Raw genomic sequence first — 19,710 nt, 5'->3', positions numbered from 1 at the left:
ATTATTCAACAATTGCTAAGATGTCAGACTGTTTCAAAATCAAGAATTCTTCTTCGCCAACTTTTACTTCGGAGCCAGCGTATTTAGAATAGATAACTTCATCGCCTTCCTTTACATCCAGCGGCACTTTTTTACCATCAACAATTTCGCCGGAGCCAACAGCGACAACGGTTCCCTGCTGTGGTTTTTCCTGTGCAGAACCCGGTAATACGATACCGCTAGAAGTCGTTACTTCTTCTTCTTTAACTTTGATTACAACCTTGTCTCCCAATGGTTTTAAACTCATTTTTGATTCCTCCATTTTTAATGATTTATGATTTTTATTATTTTCTTCTTGTTAGCACTCATTACCTCCGAGTGCTAACATTATATTAAACCATTCTCTCAAAATTTGCAAGACCTTTTTAATAAATTTAATGACTTTTTTCAGGATTTCAGGATTGCTTAATATTTTTTGTGAAAGCTCTCCGGTTATGCGCCTTTCAGGCTTCGTTATTTTTTATATTACCTGTTTCTGCAAGCGGTATTTTCTTATTTTTACCCAACAAGCAAATTTAGCTGCATACGCCGCTTTTTTTCACAATCCGCCTTTTGTCTTTAATAACTGCTTAAGTTTTTCAGCAAGCATTTTGCCACGGCCTGTCCAGACATGGGATTCTGCCCTGTTATCAAATGCCCATCCTGTACTGCAAAAGAACTAAAAGCGCGTTTTTTCACAAATTTCGCTCCCCGCTTCCTGGCTTCTTTCTCAGTACCAAAGGGCACTAAGCGGTTTTTTCCGCTTAGAATTTCTTCTGTTTCTGTAAAGCCTGTGAGTGTTTTACAAGATATAAGATAGCTTCCATCTGATGTTTTTATATTCAAAAGCCCTGCTAATCCGTGGCAGACCGATGTCACATAACCTCCCTGCTCATAAATCTCTCGGCTGATTGCCTGCAAATCTTTATTGTCCGGAAAATCCCAGACCACGCCGTGGCCGCCTGTATAATAGATTGCCAAATAATCGGAAGCATTGATATCCGATGGTTTAAGGGAGTCTGCCAATGCTCTGTTCTGGAAATCCTCTGAGTTATAAAAAGCAAACACGCTCTCATTGACATAAGCGTTTTTCAGACTGCGAGGGTCGATTGGCACATAGCCGCCCCTCGGGCTGACATAATCAATTTCATAACCAGCCTGTATCAATTCTTTCACAAACTCAGTCGCTTCTGACAGCCAGAGACCTGTCGCCTCATTTTTCGTTCCATATTTCGCAGTATTGGTCAAAACCACTAATATTTTTTTCATTTTTATCTCCATTTCATATCAAAAGTTCTAATTGATCACTATAACTTATATACCGTTTCAGATAAAATCTAACCATTAATCCATCCGCCTGCAGACCACCCGATCACTTTTCAGATTGCGCCTGCCATAAATATGAAAAAGCAGCTCTCGCTCAATACCGATTGAAAGCTTCTGGTCACTGGCATCATAACCATCAATGCTGGTGCAGCTTGACAAACTGACTCATAGATAAAAACAAAATTTTTAATGAAGTCTCTTTATTTTAGTAATATTTTCTTTTTTACGCAAAACAGACAAATTATTTTACACCTTTCTTCAAAACATGGCTTATCCGGAATACATAAACTGTATATTTTTTTGTCACTGACAATTACCTTTACGCTTTTTATTCTTTTTACGCCTGGCAACGCTTTAAAACAGACCAAACACGCCAAATTTTCATATTATTTTTGGCATATTCCTTGCTTTATATAAACTTAAAGTAAATGGCGCCATACAAAATTATTGAGGAGAATATCGATGAAAGTATACGAAAAATATATTTCTAAGGCAGATATTGAAAAAATACACGCACATACGCTCACTATTTTAAAAAAGGTAGGCGTAAAATTTGAACACGAAGAGGCTTTATCTGTTTTTAAAGCGCATGGAGCAAGAATTGAAGGCGATAAGGTTTATATCGAAGAAAAAATGCTTGAGGAAGCTTTAGAAACCGTGCCAAAGAAGTTTACAATCTATTCGTCAAAGGGCAACGTTCACATCGGCGGCCACAGTTATGTAAAGCTTCCGGTGTCCGGTTCTGCTTATTTACAGGATGGCAGCCGAATAAGAGCTTTTACAAACAAAGATATTATTGACTGGGTTAAGCTTTCGGATACCAGTCCTGTTCTAGATTGTGTGATGACGAATCCCTGTTTTACCTCCAAAAAATTCACACAAAATGAGACTGAGCTTGGGTTTTTGGCTTTACTTTTAAAATATGCCAATAAGCCAGTCCCTTTTGCAAACCCAAATACCGCGACGGCTGCAAAAGGCCGGCTCCGCGAGGCCTACAGAAGAGGAATCCGCCTTGTTCAGGATTATGAAGGTATTTACGACAAGGTTGTCGGCTCACACGGTTTTAACCCTATTACACCTCTGTGCTATGACCATGATCCGCTTGAAAGGATGTTTGCAGTCTGTGAGGAAAGACAGGGCGTTTGGTTTGCCACCTGCGCGATGCCTGTGCTCACCGCCCCATTTTCTGTCATCAGTCTGCTGACCGTGGCCAATGCCGAGCTTCTCGCTGGTATTGTTTTATCTCAATTAATTCAGCCTGGCACACCCATTATATATGCCAATGTTTCAGGTTCAACGGATTTGCGTTCTGTACAGCTTTGTATGGGAAATCCCGAGGCTGCGCTTATTTTTTACGCCACTGCCGGCATCGCGGACTATTATGGTATCCCTTTCAGAACCGGAGGCGCGTTCAGCGACGCAAAGGAACTGGATTATCAGGCAGGTATGGAAGCCATGTTATCCATTCGGACAACTTCTGAGGTAAAACCAGATATGGTTTTTCACGCTTTGGGCACAATGGGGACATACAATGTTACTTGCTTTGAAAAATTTATTCTGGACGAGGAAATTTATAATTTCACTGAACGTCTCAATTCTGGTATCGATGCCTCAGAAGAAAAATTCTGTATGGACATTGTCGAAAAAACAGGGCCTCGAGGCAATTTTCTTACCGGGCGCACCCCAAAAATGTTTCGTGAAGAATTCTACGTTACAAAATATCTGAACAAACTCGATCCTAATGAATGGCAAAATCACGGCTCACTTTCTCTGAAAGAAAAAATGCAGGGAGAAGTGAAAAAACGTATTGATTCCTTCAAACCTGCGCCTGTCACAAAAGAACAGGAAAAACTGTTAAATCAATATATTCCGATCGAATATCGTAATGGATTATAAAATATATTTTGCCGCAGAGACTGACGGCTGTTCTCTGTGGCTACACTAAGGAGTTTATCATGTCTAAGATAAAACGTAACTTTTTAGTCGGATTAATCAGTATAATGGTCGGGCTAATCTATTTTATTCCCTATATTCGCTTTTCTTTTTATGATCAGTTTGTCGCTGCTTTTCAGCTGACAAACTTTGAGTTTGGTAATTTAGGATCAATCTATGGGCTGGTTTCACTTTTCTGTTACCCGGTCGGCGGCGTCCTAGCTGATAAATTCAGCTCTCGTGTAATGCTAGCGGCTTCCTTCTTTGCCAGTATGGCTCTGACTTTCTGGGAAGCTTCATTTCCTGATTATACTTCCCTGGTCATTATCAGCGCACTCTTTGCAGTTTTTAACGCCGGTACCATGTGGGCCGCTTATATTAAACTGCTGCGAAGCCTCGGAAATGAGAACGAACAGGGTAAAATCTTTGGAACAAGCGAGGCTTTACGCGGCATTATCAGCGCCATTGCCGGCTTTATCTTTCTGGGACTGCTGAGCCTTTTTACCAGCCAAATCTCAGGTATGCGTATGATTTTGCTGTCATTTGGCGTTATCTACGGCCTTTTCGGTGTTTTAAGCATCATCTTTCTTCCAAAAACCGAAAAAAAGCAGAACGAATTGTCAACGGGTACTGAGGACGCTGCGAAGGAATCCGGTATACTCTGTAAAATCACCACGGTGCTCAAACTTCCCGGAACCTGGCTGCTCTCCATTTTCATGTTCAGCTGCTATTGTGTCATCATGTCTGGTGTAAACTATCTGGGAACATATGCCACCCAAATTTTAGGAATTTCCGAGGAGCTTTCGGCGGGACTCGCTATTTTCAGAAACTATATCGTCGTGGTGCTGGCTGGTATACTTGGCGGCATTTTAGCGGATAAGGCAAAATCAAAATTGATTTTTATTATTTACCTGCTCTGTGGAATCGTAATCTGCTCTGGAATCAGTCCTTTCCTGACATCTGTGGCAATACTTTCTATTGCCGTCTCAATGATATTAGCCTTTTTATACTATAGCGTAAAATCCATATACTTTTCAGTTATGGGTGAAGGTGGGATTCCACTGGAATTAACCGGCATCGCAACAGGCATTATATCCTTTATTGCGTTTATTCCTGACGCATTCATGACTTCGCTCATGGGCTCCTGGATTGACGCCGACCCAGTCAGCGGCTTTAACAAAATATTTATATGGATGGTTGCCTGGTCCATTATTGCCGCTGTATTTGCCTTTATTATTTATCGAAAAGGAAGAAAAAACAGTTGAGCATTACAAAAAGGCTCTCTAAAAAATCTAGAGAGCCTTTAGTTCATATTTGTTGATTTTATGATGCAGTGACTGCCTGGTTATATTAAGCGTCTCTGCCGTTCTTGTAATATTGAAGTTATTTTTTTCTAATGCCGCTTCGATCAAATCTTTTTCATATTGATCCAATGTATTTTTCAAGTCCATATTTTCATGTATAACCATTTTTTCAGAAAAATGGTAACTACTTTCAAACGATTGTATATATTCAGGCAAATGTTCCTCATCCAAAACCAGATCATTGTTTTTCATCATACAAATACTCTGATGCAGCACGTGTCTGAGTTCTCTTACATTACCCGGCCAGGAGTACTCTGAAAACTTTTTTCCCACTTCTGGTGAAATGCTTGTCACCTTTTTACCCAACACTGGTCCCAGTGTTTCCAGAAAAAAGGCCGTTAGTATTTTTATATCCTGAACTCGTTCTCTTAAAGCTGGAAGATTAATATCAAAGACTGCCAAGCGATAGTATAAATCCGCTCTTAATTTACCCTCCTGAATTAATTTTTGCGGCTCCCTGTTGACTGCGCTGATAATTCGCACGCTGCAGCTTCTCTCCTCTGTTTCGCCGACTCTCCGGTATTTACCCGTTTCCAGAACACGCAAAAGTTTAGACTGCATTCGTATATCCATCGAGTTGAGCTCATCTAAGAACAAGGTGCTGCCTTCCGCTTCATACAAGAGGCCCTTTGTGTCCAAAGCCCCTGTAAAAGAGCCTTTACGCGTGCCAAAAAGAGTGGACTCCAGTAAATTTTCCGGAATGGCGGCACAGTTTACTGCTACAAAATTTTTCTTGTAATAAACACTGGCGTTATGAATACTCTGCGCAAACAGCTCTTTTCCAGTCCCGGTTTCACCATATATCAGAATAGGCTCCAGTGTTTTCGACGCAATTTTTGCCTGTTCGATACACTTTTTTATTTTTGGGCTTTCTCCAACAATACTTTCAAAAACATATTTTGTACCATTGTGATATTCAAAATCTTCACTGCTTTTCAGCTCAATCTTTTGTTTGTTTATGACGGAAACCATGTTTAAATAATCAGAAATTTCCCTGTACACACACAACACCAGACGAAGTTTTTGCTCTTGGTCAAATAAAGGATAGGTGCTGCAAACCGACGTTATTTTCTGATGATGATTCGTCTCATAAACATTGATTACATTTTTAAGCGATTTTCCTGTTCTCAGTGTTTCCATAATAAGCGATTTCGACTTTTCCTCTTTTCGCGTCTTCGCTTTATGGTACAAATCATTTGGTTTTTTACCAAGAACCTCCCCATGGTCATAACCTTCAATTAATTCACAGCCTTTCGAATAACAGACAAACTCTCCACAACGATTAACAGCGGACAGGCAATAATCTTCTATCTGTGACAGCTCGTCAAGGCTAATGTTTATAGCATCCTTCATATTAATACCTCTCAAAAGTTAATGGTTTTCAACCAAAAATAGTATACCATAAAATCCTGTTTTTACGTACTTATTTTAATCTCATTTCAAAAAACGGTATACGTCGAAACGACGTATACCGCTATATATTGTGGTTTATTATATTAAAAAGTTCATATCCCACTAAAAGCTGCTCACCAGCAGCATGATGTTAAGCGCTGTTACCAGCAGTCCGACGACCAGCAGAATCGTAAAGTCAATCCTGCCATTGGCAAATTTCCCCATAATTTTCCTGGAGGTGGTCAGGTAAATCTGCAGGAAAATCGTGATGGGCAGCTGGATGGACAGAAGCATCTGGCTGTAGACCAGACCCATAAACGGGTCGGTTACAAAGAAGATAATAATCAGCGATGCCAGAAAGATGCCAATGATCCCAAGCTGGCTGTGACGGTCATGAATATCGTAAGGCTCCTTGAACATCCCCGCAACAATAGTGCCCCCCGCCATTCCCGCGGTGACGGACGAGCTGATTCCTGCCAGCAAAAGGGCGAAAGCAAAGAGGAGCGATGCGCCCGGGCCCACCAGCGGCTTGAGCATGTCCGCGGCCTGAGAGAGCTCTGTGACCTGGAATCCCGCTTTATAAAAGGTGGCTGCGGCCATCAAGATCATGGCGCTGTTGATCGCCCATCCGATAATCATGGAAACCAGCGTATCCGTAAACTCAAACTTCAGCTGATTTTTAATAACGGATTCTTCCTTCGTATTCCACTGACGGCTCTGGATAATTTCAGAGTGCAGAAAGAGGTTATGCGGCATTACCACCGCGCCCAGCACACTCATGATGACCAGCATGGAACCCGGCGGCGTTGAGGGCTTAACCCAGGAAACAGCGGCAGCGCCCCAGTCGACATGAACCATAAGTATTTCGATTAAGAAAGAAACACCGATCAGCGACACAAAACCGATAATCCAGCGTTCCAGTTTTTTATAGGAATTGCTTAAAAGCAAAAAGAGCGCCAGAGCCGTTACCAGGATCGAGCCGATTTTTATGGGGATCGAAAAAAGCATTTCCAACGCAATGGCGCCGCCCAGCACCTCTGCCATGACAGTGGCAATGGTGGCCAAAACCGCGGTCGACAGAACAGGCACACTGAGCCATTTGGACAGATACTGGCTGGCCGCCTCCGACATACAGTAGCCGGTCGCAATGCCCAGATGGGCAGCGTTATGCTGTAAAATAATGAGCATAATGGTCGATAGCGTTACCATCCACAACAGCGAATAGCCATATTCCGCGCCGGCCGCTACATTAGAAGCCCAGTTGCCTGGATCAATAAAGCCCACGGTTACCAGCAATCCCGGACCAATGTATTTTAATATTTCAAGGCCGCCTTTATGCTCACTATGAGAACCGCCCTGAAGCCATTGCCTGATTCGATTCAAATCGAACGCACCTCTTTTCAGTTATATTAAAAACCGGTATACGCTGTTTTGACGTATACCGCTATATATTGTAGTTTTTTTGATAAAACCCATAAAAAGATCTACATAGCATTTATCTGCTACCGATCTTCAGCCCCGGCACAGCGTTTAAATACAGGTCGCTTTTCACATCATTAATATAGTTGTAATAAGCCATGGAGCCGATCATCGCCGCATTGTCTGTACACAATATGGGTGCTGGATAATAAAGCTCAAGGCCGTTTTCCTCTGCCTTTTCCTGCATCATTCCCCGCAGCAGGCTGTTGGCTGAAACGCCGCCGGCCATACAGATTTTATCTGCCTTTTGGGCAAGGGCGCAGTGAATGGTCTTTTCAACCAGTACCTCAATGACTGCCAGCTGAAAAGAAGCTGCCACGTCCTCCACGACAACGGCTTCTTCCTTCATCTTTTTGCCGTTAAGATAATTCAACACTGCGGATTTTAAGCCACTAAAGCTGAAATCATAGCTCTCCTTTTCCAAAAATACTCTTGGAAACTCGACCGCATGAGGATTTCCCTTCTTGGCCGATCTGTCGATGGCGGGGCCTCCGGGGTATCCCAGGCCTAAGACCCTTGAAATCTTATCGTAGGCTTCTCCGGCCGCGTCATCTCTTGTTTTCCCGATGATCTCAAAAGTCTGGTAATCACGCACCATCACCAGATGGCTGTGGCCACCGGATACCACCAAGGTTAAAAATGGCGGTTCCAGGTCCGGATACTCGAGAAAATTCGCAGCGATATGCCCTTCAATGTGATTGACGCCGATTAAAGGCAGCCCCAGACTGTAAGCTAGAGCCTTAGCCTCGGAAACGCCGATCAAAAGCGCGCCTACCAGCCCCGGGCCGTTTGTCACCGCAATAGCGTCGAGGTCTGAAAACCCGAGCCCACTTTCCTCAAGGGCCTCCTCGATAATATAGGGCAGCTTCATCACATGATTTCTGGATGCGATCTCAGGTACCACACCACCATATTTTTTATGAATATCGATCTGTGAGTAAATCCGGTTGGTCAGAACTTTTCTTCCGTCCTCAACCACTGCGACCGAGGTTTCATCACAGGATGTCTCAATACTTAATATCTTCATAGAACTCACTTTCTAAAATTTTCTTTTTGAATTTTTCATAAACTTTCGTCTGGCAAGACGCCGGCTCAAAAAACCGCCGCCCACCGCGCAGATCAGGTAGACCACTGCTGCAATCGTGACGATTCTCAGGCCAAGAGCAATAAAATATGGCTCAGGCACAATGTTGATCAAAACACTCTCACTCGGGTCCAGATACCAGTAATCATTGGTGAAAACCAGCCGGTGCGCCGCCTGAAAAACAGATGTGAAGTCAAAGACAGCTGCAAGGCCGGATGCCAGAAGCAGTATCAGTCCGAAAACAGCGCCACCGAAAACAGCTTTCGCAATCGCCGTCCGATCCCAGAAAAAAAGCAGAATAAGCCCTGCCAGAAGCAGAACGCCGCACACGGTCTGAACAATGACTGCCGCCTTTAAAAGGCCGCGCACATCCTCCATGTGGGTCAGCTCCTCCTGGTTAAAAAGCGGCACGTACAGATCATTTTCCTTCTCGGCATAAATATTAAAATCCTCCCGCTCCCCCTTCAGGAAAGCAAAGATCTGGTCTGTCACAGCCGGCAGCTCTTTGGGCGCAATGCCTGTTGTCTGAGATACGTTATTTTTATCCAGCTGATCCAGAAAAAAGCCGCGGTTAAACACCGCAAACTCCATCGAAGTTATAAGCACAAAAACAGGGAAAACAATCCCCACAATGATCGCTGTTGCTAAAGATTTTTTATCCAAGATCACCCCTCCTCATCATAAGGCCGTTCACGTGGTCTGGGTAATAGTTCTCACGAATACTGGTGGCCGAGAAACCCATTTTTTTATAAAGGCAAATCGCGGCCGTGTTGGTTTCCTTGACCTCCAGAGTCATAGAGCTGCACCCCTGGGCTCTGGCGGTATTGATCAAAGCCTCCATAAGCAGGGTACCTAGGCCCTTTTGCCGGTATCTCCCTAAAATTCCAACATTCATAACCTGCGCCTCATCCACCACACACCAGATACCCGCAAAACCAACTACCAGGTCCTCAGCCTCCACTACCAGATATCTGGCAATGGGATTGTTGTATTCATTGATGTAGGACTCGAGCGACCATGAACCCAAGCCGCATGCCTGTCCAATTTCATATAAGCGGGGAGCGTCCTGCTCCTGCATCTCACGTATTTTCGCTGTCATCTACTTTTTCTGCTCTTCGGCATAGGAAGGACGAATATAAACCGGCTCGACGCTTTTATAATCCTGCCACTGCTTTTTGAGCGCGCGCTCAACCGCAAGCGTACCCGCCGATGAAGCGCGGTTCATGGATAAATGCTGCTTCACCTTAATGATCCCCGGCAGGGCCTCTGCCATCGTTTCATAAAAACGCGGAACGCCGTCTCCCAGCAGATAAATCGGGCCATCGGCATAATTCTGTAAAATCCCGATAAGAGCTTCGATATCCATGACGGAATCCTCAAGCTCGGCTACCAGACCTTCCTCCTCGTTAAAGCGAAACAGGCCCGTATAGACCTGTGAACGTTGGGCATCAAGAATCGGGCAGACTACGCCGTCTGCATAGGGCAGGTTATAAGCCAGTGCTTCCAGGGTAGAAACAGGGATCACCGGCTTATCGAGCGCCTGGGCGAAGCCCTTGACGGTCGCCATGCCAATGCGCAGTCCCGTAAAGGAGCCTGGACCGTTAACAATGCCAAAGGCGTCCATATCCTGAATGGTCAGGCCGGCGTCCTTCAGCATATGGTCGATGGCAGGCATCAGCTTTTCAGAATGCTTTTTCTGAAAATTGACGATGGTCTCGCAAATCAATTTATTTTCGTCCACCACCGCCGCGGTGGCGACGATCGTGGCAGTATCAACTGTCAAAACTTTCATGGTTAACCTTCTTTATCTTTCTTTTACCTTTTATTATAGCCCAAATGATCTGAAAATAAAACAAAAAAAGCCTAAACTGCAAAAACAGGCGCATGCCCTTTGGCACACGCCTGTCTTAACTTACTCTGCACTAGGCTTCTCTTTTTTGAAGGCGCTTTTCAGCGACATGGAGCCCCTCCTCATAATGCTCAATCTTCTGGTTCAGACGCTCCAGCGTACTCTGCATTTCTTTCATGCGCTCCACCAGCACGTCCCGCTGTTCAACCAAAATGGATTTGCGGGCCTGGACGGTTATGTCCCCCTGCTGAAAAAGGGCGACATAGTCGATCAGAGCCTCAATGGGCAGCCCTGCCCCGCGCATACATTTGATAAACTCCACCCAGCCGCAGTCATTTTCTGTAAAATCACGAATCCCGCTGGCGTTCCGGTTTACTCTGGGGATCAGCCCGATCCGTTCATAATAGCGGATTGTATCCGCAGAAAGATTGTATTTTTTTGCCACTTCCGAAATGGTCATGCCTTTCTCCCTCCAAACTAAAATCCCTTTTGCTTCTTTTTGTACAGCATAACACCTGGAGTCCACTTCAAGTCAAGCAAAATTTATATTTCTTCTTTTTTATCTTTTTCGATCTGCCTCAACTCTTCATCAATGGTGGTGAGCAGGCTGTAGGGATAGTACTCATCTGGGATCAGCTTCTGTACCTTGCGCATGGTGACCCCCATGCTGATGATCATATCCATAATTTCGCCGTTCATGTACTCGTCCGGGCAGTATTTCGCCAGCACAGCTCTTGTTTCAGGATTCGCCATCAGGTCGCGGACCGAACAGTCGACGGTATAAAAAGCATCGTCCTCTTTTTTACCAAAAACGCCCTCCAGCATGGATTGGAACCAGTTCTTCTTTTCTTCCTTATCCTCAAAAAGGCAGCGGATGTCAAAGTTTTCGCTGTCGTCCTCACCGTTGACAAATTCCAGAATCCGGTCCACACTTTTATCGCTCAGCAGCCCGTTGGTAAAGGTCACAATTTTTGAAACCGGGGTGCCGTGCAGCATTGTCATGAAAAAAGCATCCTCGGTGTCAATAGTCTGTCCTGTTACGCTCTGGAACTGGGACATGATCACCTCGATCACCTGACGCCCCCTCGGATTTGCCATGAAATCATCCATATAGGAGTATCGCGTAAGCTTTGGAAGCGACGGGGCAGGCAGCGCAACCTCGGCTTCAAGACGAATATCACGGCTCGACGCGCCAATGGAAACCCGGTGTAGTCCTTCCTCCTGGGTCCAGGCGCCAACAGTCGGATTAAAATAAGTGAAGTCATCTTTAGAGAGTTCAAAAGCAACCACCTTTTCCTCTCCGGGTTCCAGATCAATTTTTGTAAAGCCTCTCAGCTCCCGGATTGGCCGCTGGACCTTTCCGTCCGGCTTTCCGGTATACAGCTGAACCACTTCTTTTCCCGCGCGTTTTCCAGTATTTTTGACACAGCAGCTGGCCATCACGGTGCCGTCATCGGCCGCTGAAACCTTTATATTGCTGTATTCAAAGGTGGTATAGCTGAGGCCAAAACCAAAGGGATAACGCACTGGCCGATCCACATAGTCATAATAGCGGTATCCTACAAAAATACTCTCACCATAATTGACACTATCCTCTGTTCCAGGAAAATTGATATAAGCAGGCGTATCCTCCAGACGCATGGGAATCGTCTCCGCCAGCCGCCCAGATGGGTTGACACAGCCAAACAAAATATCCGAAACCGCAGCACCTACGGCCTGGCCGCCAAGCCAGGCTTCCAGGACAGCTTTCGGCTGGTCTTCAAATGCCAGATCGACCACGCCGCCATTAAATAATACGACAATGGTATCGGGCTGTTCTTCACACACACGCTGGATCATTTCAAGCTGGTTTTCAGGCAGCTTAAGAGAGGTGCGGTCATAACCCTCGGACTCCAGTTTATCCGGCAATCCGGCGAACACTACTGCCACATCGGCTTTTCCAGCTGTCTCCGCCGCCTCTGCCACAATCCTTCTGTGCTTTTCCTCAGAGCTGTCCGAATAGCCCTGAGCTGTCAGCAGCCTTACCTTGTCCCCAGTTTCATCTGCAATGGCGTCATAAGGGGCCTCGATCCGGTAAGGATTAATCTTCGAGCTCCCTGAGCCCTGATACCTGGGATCAAATGCCATTTTTCCGATCACGGCAATGCTCTCCAGTTTTTCTTTGTCAAGGGGCAGCAGACTGTCTTTATTTTTGAGCAGAACCATGCTCTCAGCCGCAATGCGCCGCGCCAGCAGGTGCTGCTTGTTAATATCAACCGGCTCTGGCGTCCCCGCTGCCTGGCGGTTCTCCTCTGCCTCAAGGGCAAATGCGATGAGCCGCTCCGCCATCTCATTGAGCTTTGTCTTTTTAAGCTTTCCTTCTCTGACGGCGTCAAATATTTTGCGGTCATTGACGCCGCCGCTTCCCGGCATCTCCAGGTCAAGCCCGGCCTTCACACCCTTTACGCGGTCATAAACAGCGCCCCAGTCGGTCATCACAACACCGTCGAAGCCCCACTCATTTCTCAAAATTTCTGTCAGGAAGCGCTTATTCTGAGATAAAAACTCACCGTTTATACTGTTGTAGGAGCACATAACCGCCATTGGCCCAGCCTCCTTTACCGCGATTTCAAAGCCCTTTAAATAGATTTCGCGTAAGGCGCGTTCATCAATGAGCGCATTGACTGTCATTCGGTGTGTTTCCTGATTATTCCCCAGGAAATGCTTTAAGGTCGCTCCGGTGTGTTCCCCCTGGGCGCCCTCGACAAAGGCCTTCGCCAGATGGCCGGACAGGTACGGATCCTCGGAATAATATTCAAAATTCCGGCCGCACAAAGGCGAACGTTTGATATTCAGCCCTGGCCCCAGAATCAGATCCACACCGGCCGCGTGGGCTTCTCTGGCGATGGCGGCGGCCATCTCCCGGATCAGCCTTTCGTCAAAACTGCAGGCCGCAAGGGTTGCCGGAGGAAAACAGGTCGCGGGAAGGCTGTCGCCCACGCCGATTTTCCCTTCCTCTTTTTTCGCCTCAACCCGCAGGCCGTGAGGGCCGTCTGACATCACTACCCTGGGAATTCCAAGCTCGTCGTAGGACTTGGTCTCCCAGTTATTTTCGCCGGAACAGAGGGATGCCATCTGCTCCAGATTCAGTTTTCTTCTCAATTTGGTAATTAAAGAAGAATCCATGCTCAAAACCTCTTTTCGTTTATTTCTTCAGTAAGCTGATGGATTTAAGCGCGCACGCGTCAACGGCTGAGATCACTGCGTCACGGAAGCCCGAGGCCTCCAGTGCCCGCACTGCCTCGATGGTCGTACCGCCAGGCGTGCAGATCTGATCCTTTAAAACCGCCGGATGCTCCCCTGTTTCCAGTACCAGCTTTGCCGCACCGTATACCGACTGGGCTGCCAGACGGTAGGCCTGATCTCTGGGGAAGCCGTGCAGCACACCGCCGTCAGCCATGGCTTCAATTAAAAGCATGGTGTAGGCTGGTGCTGAGCTCGCGATGGAAGGTACAACGTTCATCAGCTTTTCGTTTATGATCTCAACCCGGCCAAAGCTTTTGAAAATGCTCATAACCTCTTCAATATCCTGCTCTGTCATCAGCTCGTCCGGACAAATCGTCGAGTCCGATTCACCGACAAAGGCAGGCGTGCTTGGCTGAGTCCGGATCACCTTAGTATCCTTACCCAAAATATCCTTAACATCACTGAATTCCACGCCCACCGCGATGACAATCACAATCGCATCTTCTTTTGTGTGGCCGGCAATCTCGCGCAGAACATCGGCGTAGACAAAGGGCTTAACCGCCAACACCAGGTAATCCGCTTCAGCGGCAACGCCGGTGTTTGATTCGGCAGTCCGGATTCCAATTTTTTCAGTCACCTTCCGGCGCTGTGCATCCGATGGATCGTAAGCGATAATATGCTCTCCGGTAAAGAGTCCGCTGTTTACCACACCGCCGATCATAGCCTGAGCCATATTGCCGCATCCAATAAAACCAATTGTATCTTTCATTCTAACCCTCCGTCAGTTTAATTATTTCTAGATTGTAAACCAAAAAACTCAATTACACCTTTATTTTAAACCTCTTTGGCCCTTTATACAAATAAAAATTATGCGCTTTTTACTCATTCATTATTTTCCGTCCTTCTGTATACTAAAGACAAGCTTAATAAAAACAAGGAGAACAAAATCATGTCCCTTTTACTGAATGTGCAAAATCTGACCAAATATTATGATAAAAACCAGCGGCCGGCTCTGGAGAGCGTCTCGTTCAAAGTCGCTTCCGGCGAATTTGTAGGCATTATGGGCGCGTCCGGCTCTGGAAAAACCACCCTGCTCAATGTCCTGTCCACGATTGATACGCCTACCGAAGGGCGCATCACCTTTGGCGGGATCGATATACAAGGTCTCAATGACAACGCCGCTGCGGATTTCCGGCGTTACCGTCTTGGCTTTATCTTTCAGGAATATTTCCTGCTCGACAGCCTGACGGTGCAGGAGAACATCGCCGTGCCGCTTACGCTCATCGGCGCCCCGGTTCACAAAATTGACACAATGGTTACAAAACTGGCAGAGCGCTTTGGCATCGCTTCTTTTTTAGACAAATACCCTGCGCAGCTTTCCGGCGGGCAGCGCCAGAGAACCGCTGCGGCAAGAGCCTTAGCGAAAAATCCGTCCATCCTCTTTGCCGACGAGCCTACCGGCGCCCTGGATTCCGCCGCTGGTACAGCCCTTCTGAAAAAACTCAGCGAGATAAACGCAGAGCTGAAAACCACCATCCTCATGGTAACCCACGACGCCTATGCCGCAAGCTTTGCAAGCCGCATCCTCATCTTTAAGGATGGATGCATTATAAAAGCCCTACACCGGGAAGGGCAGTCTCCTTCCCATTTTTATAGTCAGATTCTCAGCGCTGTCTCAAGCCTAGACCAATAGGAGGCATTTATGAAACTCATTGACCTGGCTTACAAGAATCTTAAGAAAAATTACCGTTTCTATCTGTTGCATTTTCTTTCTGTCACCCTCGTTCTCGCAATTTATAGCTGCTTTAAGGCATTTTCCATGAATACTTTAATCATGAAAAAAATATCGGAGGACGGACGGGTCGAGGCAATGACCGGTGTGGTATCTGTGATCCTCATGGCCTTTGTCCTGTTCTATATGGCCTACTCCAACAGCTTTTTTACAAAACGGCGTATGGGCGAACTGGGCATTTACGCCCTGCTGGGCTTTCGAAAAACAAAAATTATGGGACTTCTCTTTTTCGAAAACCTCCTGATCATTTCCGCTGCCCTGCTTTCAGGCCTGATCGTCGGCAGCTTTTTTCATAAAAGCGTAGTCCTCCTGCTGACTGTTCTTCTGGATTTAAAAGTTAATCTCTCCGAGGTTCCACTTTTTAATCCGGACGCCCTGTCTCAAACCATCCTGTTTGTCGCTGCCGCTCTGATTCTGCTTTTCCTGCTCAATGGTGTCTTTTTAAAAAAATTAAGCGTTTTATCCATGGTAAGGCTTGAAAAGAAAAGTGAAAAACCCCTGAGACTGCGCCCTGTTTTGGCTGTTCTGGGGCTGGCTTTACTGGCTTCAGGCTACTGCCTTGCTTTTAACATCACCGCCGGCGTCCGATCTCTCTGGGTCACCATCGGATTTCTGCCCATGGCTGGGCTGACCTTACTTTTGGTAACTGCTGGAACAGTTTTCTTTATCCGCTCCTTTTTGCCTTCTGGTATCCAGATGATCTGCAGACGTAAAAAACTGTTTTACAGACCCGATACTATCGTGGTTCTGCCAAAGTTTGTCCACCGCATCCGCAGCAACGCGCGGATGCTTATCCTGCTCACGCTCCTCTCTGCCGCCACCCTTGGGATCCTCGGTTCCACGCTCTGCACCTATTCCTTTTCAGCGCAGGGACTTTCCAGAATCACGCCCGCCGCCCTTGAATTTCCAGGCGACGATTCAGAAAAAACAAAGGAGGCCCTCAGCCTTATCCGGCGACATCACCCCGCCGAGGATTATCAGATCATTGAAAGCTGTCTGCTGATCGCGGTCTCCGATTCGCCCGGGCTTCCAGAATTTGAGTACGCCAAAAAAAACAATGGTCCGCATTTTGCTATTATCAGCCTGACCGATTACAACAAACGGATGTCAGCCATGAAAAAGGCGGCCGCACCGACCCTCACACAAAATGAAGCTATCCTCACGCGCTATATGAGCGGCAGCAGCCAGTCCGCCGGGGTCGCCTGCGACCTCGCATTGCCAGACGGAACATGTCAGCGTGTCCATATCACGGAAACGACTCTGGATAACGCTACCGGCTTTGCCAACGAAGGCGTCGGCACACTGGTTGTTTCTGACCATCTGTACACTGCTTTAGCCCAATCAGGCCTCGAAACCACCTCTGTCGTCAGTATTTTTGGGGACAGCCTGTCAGAGGACGCTGCCACAGCCAAAGCGCTCTCGCCCCTTTTCGAGGGTGACTACCGTTTTGCCAGCGCCTGCCTAAAGAGAGATGAATTTATGGTGGCCAGCAGTCCAAATCTGCTTTTGACAGCCTTCGGCACACTCATATTTTTTATTGCCATGGGCTGTATCCTCTATTTTAAAAGCCTCTCTGATACCTGCTATGACATAAAAGATTTTGAGATTCTAAAAAAACTGGGCTGCCAGAATAAAGTCCTGCACCGCATTGTCGGAAAACAAAACCTGATTCTTTTCAGCATTCCATGCGTTCTGGGCGGCTTACACAGCTTCTTCGCTCTACAATGCTATAACGCCCTTATGCCTCAAATCATCAGCAGTGCCGCTCTCCTGCCGCCTTTTATGCTGTCCTATGCCCTATATCTGGCCGTTTTTGCGCTGTACTACATTATCACACAGCACGCCTGCTGCCAAATCGCCGACAACGCCTGATTGTGCTATAATAAAACCAATACCAAAAAGGAGAACGCCATGAAAAGCCAATATCTTCGCGCGCAGCTGCTGCTAATCATTCATCAATTGTTACTGACTGCCTTTTTGTGCTGCGAGTTTTACCTCCATCTGGATTTCGGCGCCGAAGCAGTGATGTCCCTGGCTGTCATTTTACTGACAGACTTTGGAGCAGTCTATATTCAGCTTCAAAATTACCATTCCAATCCTTTTTTAAGACATTACGCCATGGTGCTGGTCTTTGTGTCCTGGTGCATGCTCCTCCTGAGACTGGAGCTCCCGGTTTTCTCAGGTTTCGGCCTTCTGCTCTATGCCCTCCTGCCCCTGGTTCTCTTTCATTTTTTCCTGAGTTTTATTTTTCAGGCTTCTGTCTACTCAGGCAAAAAACCGATTTTGTTCCTTCAGGTGATCCTCACGCTGCTGATGCTGGTGAGCTTTCCAAATCCCAGCCTGTTTAATCTGCTTCTGGCAGTTCAGTGGCTGGTAAGCATTGTCTCTTTTGGCGTCATTCTCCTGGCGAATAAAAAAAGAAGCCAATACTTTTTCAGACAGGAGGGTCGCAGCCTGTTGGTTTCTCTGCTGCTGATTCTCCTTCCTGCTGTTCTCTACAGCTTTGCCTTCCGGTACAGCCCTGTCTTTCTGTCCAACACTGGTCTCTATATTCTTATCGGCCTGCCGCTTATCAGTGTTCACAGCGTCTTAAAGAACAGCCGACAAAGCGCTTCTGAGAACAGCCAGCCAGCGCCCTCTTTCCTTTTACCGCCGATCACCTTTTTCGGGGTAGTGGTCTTATCTACGCTTGGTTGGTTCCTTTCCTTGCCTGTCATTGCGGTTTTTATTTTGCTGCACACAGCGCTCTGGTTTATCCTGCTTTACTATTTCGGTGCCGCGTATCAGGCGCTTCGGCCTTCGGTCAACAAAGGCACTGCCCATTATATGGACCCACTCACCTGGCTTAACCGTGAGGAAGTCCTGAAAAAAGAGTTTTCAGACTACCTGCACGATGCGGTTCTGCAGGATCTTCTCTCCGTCAAAAACCTGGCTGCCAAAGCAGACCAGCCTGAGATCAAAGCCCTGATCATCAGCACTTTAAATGCGCTGAACGACTCGATCCGCAATGAAATGCAGGCGTATTCGCCAGCGCTTCTAAGTTCAATAACGCTGAAGGAAAATTTAAAAAAGCTGCTTGAAAGCGTTGCGGAGACCTATCCTTTAAGAAAAGTGCGGCTTTGTCTGGACTGCTCCGAGGATCTTTTCCTCATCGAGCCCTATAACCGCATTGTTTTCCGCTTAATAAAAGAGCTGGTGAACAATGCCTTTAAGCATTCCGATGCGTCAGAAATCACAGTCCGACTGTCTGTGGAAAATCATTATCTTCACCTGTCTGTCCTTGACAACGGAACCGGCCTCACGGCTCTGCCCTCCGATCTTTTCAAACGCAAAGGCCTTGCTTCTGTTTCAGAAACTCTTACAGCGGCAGGCGGCAGGCTGGATATCAGACCCAATCGCCCGTCCGGTCTCTGCGCCTTTGCCATTCTTCCCGTGAAAGGAGATCATTCTTATGAACATTTTATTGATCGATGACCATGCCCTTTTTGCCAAAAGTCTGGAAATTGTTTTGGAGGACGCCGCCGAAATCGACCGCTTCACCACACTCCAGAACCCATCAGAGGCTGCCCCACAGATCCGCCTGCTTCATCCGGATATTCTTCTTCTCGACATCAACCTCGACACCATCAGTGACGAGGACGGCATCGCGCTTGCCTCCAGGCTTAAGAAAGAATTTCCCAGACTGAAGCTTGTATTTTTAACCGGCTATGACCTTCCCGTTTACCGCCATGCCGCCGAAAAGCTGGGGGCTTGTGGTTTTCTAAATAAAAATCTTGATCCCGGAAAACTGCTCGAAAGCCTGATTCAGATTAACAGAGGCATCCCTCTTTTTTCCAGGGCAGATGAAACCATCGAAGAGCTCACCGAAACGGAAGCAAAAATCTTACAGCTTTTATCAGAGGGATACAAGCGCAAGGCCATCGCTCAAATGCTTTCTTCCAGTGAACGCACTATTTCGAACCATATCCAGCATATTTTTGACAAGCTCGATGTCTCCTCCTCGCTTGAGGCCGTGACAAAGAGCATAAAATTAGGCTACATCCGCCCTTCCTACCATAAAAAATAAGCCCGGCCCACAATGGGGTCAGGCTTATTTTCATTCTACATCAGCATAAACATTGCAAAGCTGAACATCTGCTCTTCCAAACCCTGAAAGGTATCCTCAGCCATGGGAACATCCTCTGCCGCAATGCCATATTTTTCCATGTTTTCGTCTAAATGATTATAATACTCTGATTTAATATCCATT

19 protein-coding genes are annotated in these 19,710 nt (G+C 46.5%); 6 read left to right on the top strand and 13 right to left on the bottom strand.

The window, feature by feature from the left end; genetic code table 11:
- Position 1 precedes the first annotated feature (1 nt).
- From groES to DW091_RS19995, 3 genes are all read right to left on the bottom strand, one after another.
- Positions 2-286: a co-chaperone GroES gene (groES, locus tag DW091_RS02500; protein ID WP_013379350.1), complete on the bottom strand. Its 285-nt coding sequence runs from the start codon at positions 284-286 to the stop codon at positions 2-4.
- Between the two features lie 311 nt (positions 287-597).
- The gene (locus tag DW091_RS02495) at positions 598-1,287 is read right to left on the bottom strand and encodes a type 1 glutamine amidotransferase domain-containing protein (protein WP_118517319.1); all 690 of its coding nucleotides are present in this window, start codon (positions 1,285-1,287) and stop codon (positions 598-600) included.
- A gap of 75 nt (positions 1,288-1,362) precedes the next feature.
- Entirely contained in the window at positions 1,363-1,503 is a 141-nt protein-coding gene (locus DW091_RS19995) for a hypothetical protein (RefSeq protein WP_158501384.1), read from the bottom strand.
- A 303-nt stretch (positions 1,504-1,806) separates the two neighbouring features.
- On the opposite strand from DW091_RS19995, the gene DW091_RS02490 reads away from it, so the two are divergent.
- Both DW091_RS02490 and DW091_RS02485 read left to right on the top strand, forming a co-directional pair.
- The gene (locus tag DW091_RS02490) at positions 1,807-3,240 is read left to right on the top strand and encodes a trimethylamine methyltransferase family protein (RefSeq protein WP_118517318.1); all 1,434 of its coding nucleotides are present in this window, start codon (positions 1,807-1,809) and stop codon (positions 3,238-3,240) included.
- 59 nt (positions 3,241-3,299) lie between these two features.
- Positions 3,300-4,541, top strand: a complete 1,242-nt coding sequence (locus DW091_RS02485; protein WP_074616545.1) for an MFS transporter — start codon at positions 3,300-3,302, stop codon at positions 4,539-4,541.
- A 27-nt stretch (positions 4,542-4,568) separates the two neighbouring features.
- On the opposite strand, the gene DW091_RS02480 is transcribed toward DW091_RS02485, so the two are convergent.
- From DW091_RS02480 to proC, 9 genes are all read right to left on the bottom strand, one after another.
- The gene (locus DW091_RS02480; RefSeq protein WP_074616544.1) at positions 4,569-5,993 is read right to left on the bottom strand and encodes a sigma 54-interacting transcriptional regulator; all 1,425 of its coding nucleotides are present in this window, start codon (positions 5,991-5,993) and stop codon (positions 4,569-4,571) included.
- Between the two features lie 162 nt (positions 5,994-6,155).
- Positions 6,156-7,406 carry an Nramp family divalent metal transporter gene (locus DW091_RS02475; protein ID WP_224168737.1) on the bottom strand — a complete coding sequence of 417 codons (1,251 nt, stop codon included), beginning with the start codon at positions 7,404-7,406 and terminating at the stop codon, positions 6,156-6,158.
- A gap of 121 nt (positions 7,407-7,527) precedes the next feature.
- Complete coding sequence (gene tsaD, locus DW091_RS02470) at positions 7,528-8,538, bottom strand: tRNA (adenosine(37)-N6)-threonylcarbamoyltransferase complex transferase subunit TsaD (RefSeq protein WP_118517316.1); 1,011 nt, start codon at positions 8,536-8,538, stop codon at positions 7,528-7,530.
- Positions 8,539-8,550: 12 nt separating this feature from the next.
- Positions 8,551-9,258, bottom strand: a complete 708-nt coding sequence (locus tag DW091_RS02465) for a TIGR01906 family membrane protein (RefSeq protein WP_158577810.1) — start codon at positions 9,256-9,258, stop codon at positions 8,551-8,553.
- Positions 9,251-9,694, bottom strand: coding sequence for a ribosomal protein S18-alanine N-acetyltransferase (rimI, locus tag DW091_RS02460; RefSeq protein WP_118517314.1), 444 nt, complete (start codon positions 9,692-9,694; stop codon positions 9,251-9,253). Before rimI ends, DW091_RS02465 begins: the two co-directional genes overlap by 8 nt.
- Positions 9,695-10,387, bottom strand: a complete 693-nt coding sequence (gene tsaB / locus DW091_RS02455) for a tRNA (adenosine(37)-N6)-threonylcarbamoyltransferase complex dimerization subunit type 1 TsaB (protein ID WP_058695574.1) — start codon at positions 10,385-10,387, stop codon at positions 9,695-9,697.
- 130 nt (positions 10,388-10,517) lie between these two features.
- Entirely contained in the window at positions 10,518-10,904 is a 387-nt protein-coding gene (locus DW091_RS02450; RefSeq protein WP_074616539.1) for a MerR family transcriptional regulator, read from the bottom strand.
- 83 nt (positions 10,905-10,987) lie between these two features.
- Complete coding sequence (locus DW091_RS02445; protein WP_118517313.1) at positions 10,988-13,609, bottom strand: glycoside hydrolase family 3 C-terminal domain-containing protein; 2,622 nt, start codon at positions 13,607-13,609, stop codon at positions 10,988-10,990.
- A 19-nt stretch (positions 13,610-13,628) separates the two neighbouring features.
- Positions 13,629-14,438, bottom strand: a complete 810-nt coding sequence (gene proC / locus DW091_RS02440; protein WP_118517312.1) for a pyrroline-5-carboxylate reductase — start codon at positions 14,436-14,438, stop codon at positions 13,629-13,631.
- 180 nt (positions 14,439-14,618) lie between these two features.
- On the opposite strand from proC, the gene DW091_RS02435 reads away from it, so the two are divergent.
- The 4 genes from DW091_RS02435 to DW091_RS02420 are packed head-to-tail and all read left to right on the top strand — an operon-like array spanning position 14,619 to position 19,527.
- Positions 14,619-15,362, top strand: a complete 744-nt coding sequence (locus DW091_RS02435; protein ID WP_118517311.1) for an ABC transporter ATP-binding protein — start codon at positions 14,619-14,621, stop codon at positions 15,360-15,362.
- A gap of 9 nt (positions 15,363-15,371) precedes the next feature.
- Complete coding sequence (locus tag DW091_RS02430; protein ID WP_118517310.1) at positions 15,372-17,333, top strand: FtsX-like permease family protein; 1,962 nt, start codon at positions 15,372-15,374, stop codon at positions 17,331-17,333.
- Between the two features lie 39 nt (positions 17,334-17,372).
- A complete protein-coding gene (locus DW091_RS02425; protein WP_118517309.1) occupies positions 17,373-18,935 on the top strand; it encodes an ATP-binding protein in 1,563 nt (520 codons plus the stop codon).
- Entirely contained in the window at positions 18,913-19,527 is a 615-nt protein-coding gene (locus DW091_RS02420; RefSeq protein WP_118517308.1) for a response regulator transcription factor, read from the top strand. Before DW091_RS02425 ends, DW091_RS02420 begins: the two co-directional genes overlap by 23 nt.
- A gap of 35 nt (positions 19,528-19,562) precedes the next feature.
- Here DW091_RS02420 and DW091_RS20260 read toward each other — a convergent pair whose 3' ends face one another.
- The gene (locus DW091_RS20260; RefSeq protein WP_167495267.1) at positions 19,563-19,709 is read right to left on the bottom strand and encodes a hypothetical protein; all 147 of its coding nucleotides are present in this window, start codon (positions 19,707-19,709) and stop codon (positions 19,563-19,565) included.
- Position 19,710 lies beyond the last annotated feature (1 nt).

The sequence above is a fragment of the Eubacterium sp. AM05-23 genome (assembly GCF_003477535.1).
GTDB classification, from domain to species: Bacteria; Bacillota; Clostridia; order Eubacteriales; family Eubacteriaceae; genus Eubacterium; species Eubacterium maltosivorans.
Note: the sequence above shows the minus strand (reverse complement) of the source record. Positions and strands in the feature narration are given on the sequence as shown.

Excerpts from the sequence above, each read along its gene's own strand:
- DW091_RS02480 (WP_074616544.1), bottom strand. The coding sequence starts at position 5,993 with ATGAAGGATGCTATAAACATTAGCCTTGACGAGCTGTCACAGATAGAA.
- rimI (WP_118517314.1), bottom strand. The coding sequence starts at position 9,694 with ATGACAGCGAAAATACGTGAGATGCAGGAGCAGGACGCTCCCCGCTTA.
- DW091_RS02430 (WP_118517310.1), top strand. The coding sequence starts at position 15,372 with ATGAAACTCATTGACCTGGCTTACAAGAATCTTAAGAAAAATTACCGT.
- DW091_RS02450 (WP_074616539.1), bottom strand. The coding sequence starts at position 10,904 with ATGACCATTTCGGAAGTGGCAAAAAAATACAATCTTTCTGCGGATACA.
- DW091_RS02425 (WP_118517309.1), top strand. The coding sequence starts at position 17,373 with ATGAAAAGCCAATATCTTCGCGCGCAGCTGCTGCTAATCATTCATCAA.
- tsaB (WP_058695574.1), bottom strand. The coding sequence starts at position 10,387 with ATGAAAGTTTTGACAGTTGATACTGCCACGATCGTCGCCACCGCGGCG.
- tsaD (WP_118517316.1), bottom strand. The coding sequence starts at position 8,538 with ATGAAGATATTAAGTATTGAGACATCCTGTGATGAAACCTCGGTCGCA.
- DW091_RS02495 (WP_118517319.1), bottom strand. The coding sequence starts at position 1,287 with ATGAAAAAAATATTAGTGGTTTTGACCAATACTGCGAAATATGGAACG.
- DW091_RS02445 (WP_118517313.1), bottom strand. The coding sequence starts at position 13,609 with ATGGATTCTTCTTTAATTACCAAATTGAGAAGAAAACTGAATCTGGAG.
- groES (WP_013379350.1), bottom strand. The coding sequence starts at position 286 with ATGAGTTTAAAACCATTGGGAGACAAGGTTGTAATCAAAGTTAAAGAA.
- DW091_RS20260 (WP_167495267.1), bottom strand. The coding sequence starts at position 19,709 with ATGGATATTAAATCAGAGTATTATAATCATTTAGACGAAAACATGGAA.
- DW091_RS02490 (WP_118517318.1), top strand. The coding sequence starts at position 1,807 with ATGAAAGTATACGAAAAATATATTTCTAAGGCAGATATTGAAAAAATA.
- DW091_RS02485 (WP_074616545.1), top strand. The coding sequence starts at position 3,300 with ATGTCTAAGATAAAACGTAACTTTTTAGTCGGATTAATCAGTATAATG.
- DW091_RS02420 (WP_118517308.1), top strand. The coding sequence starts at position 18,913 with ATGAACATTTTATTGATCGATGACCATGCCCTTTTTGCCAAAAGTCTG.
- DW091_RS02435 (WP_118517311.1), top strand. The coding sequence starts at position 14,619 with ATGTCCCTTTTACTGAATGTGCAAAATCTGACCAAATATTATGATAAA.
- proC (WP_118517312.1), bottom strand. The coding sequence starts at position 14,438 with ATGAAAGATACAATTGGTTTTATTGGATGCGGCAATATGGCTCAGGCT.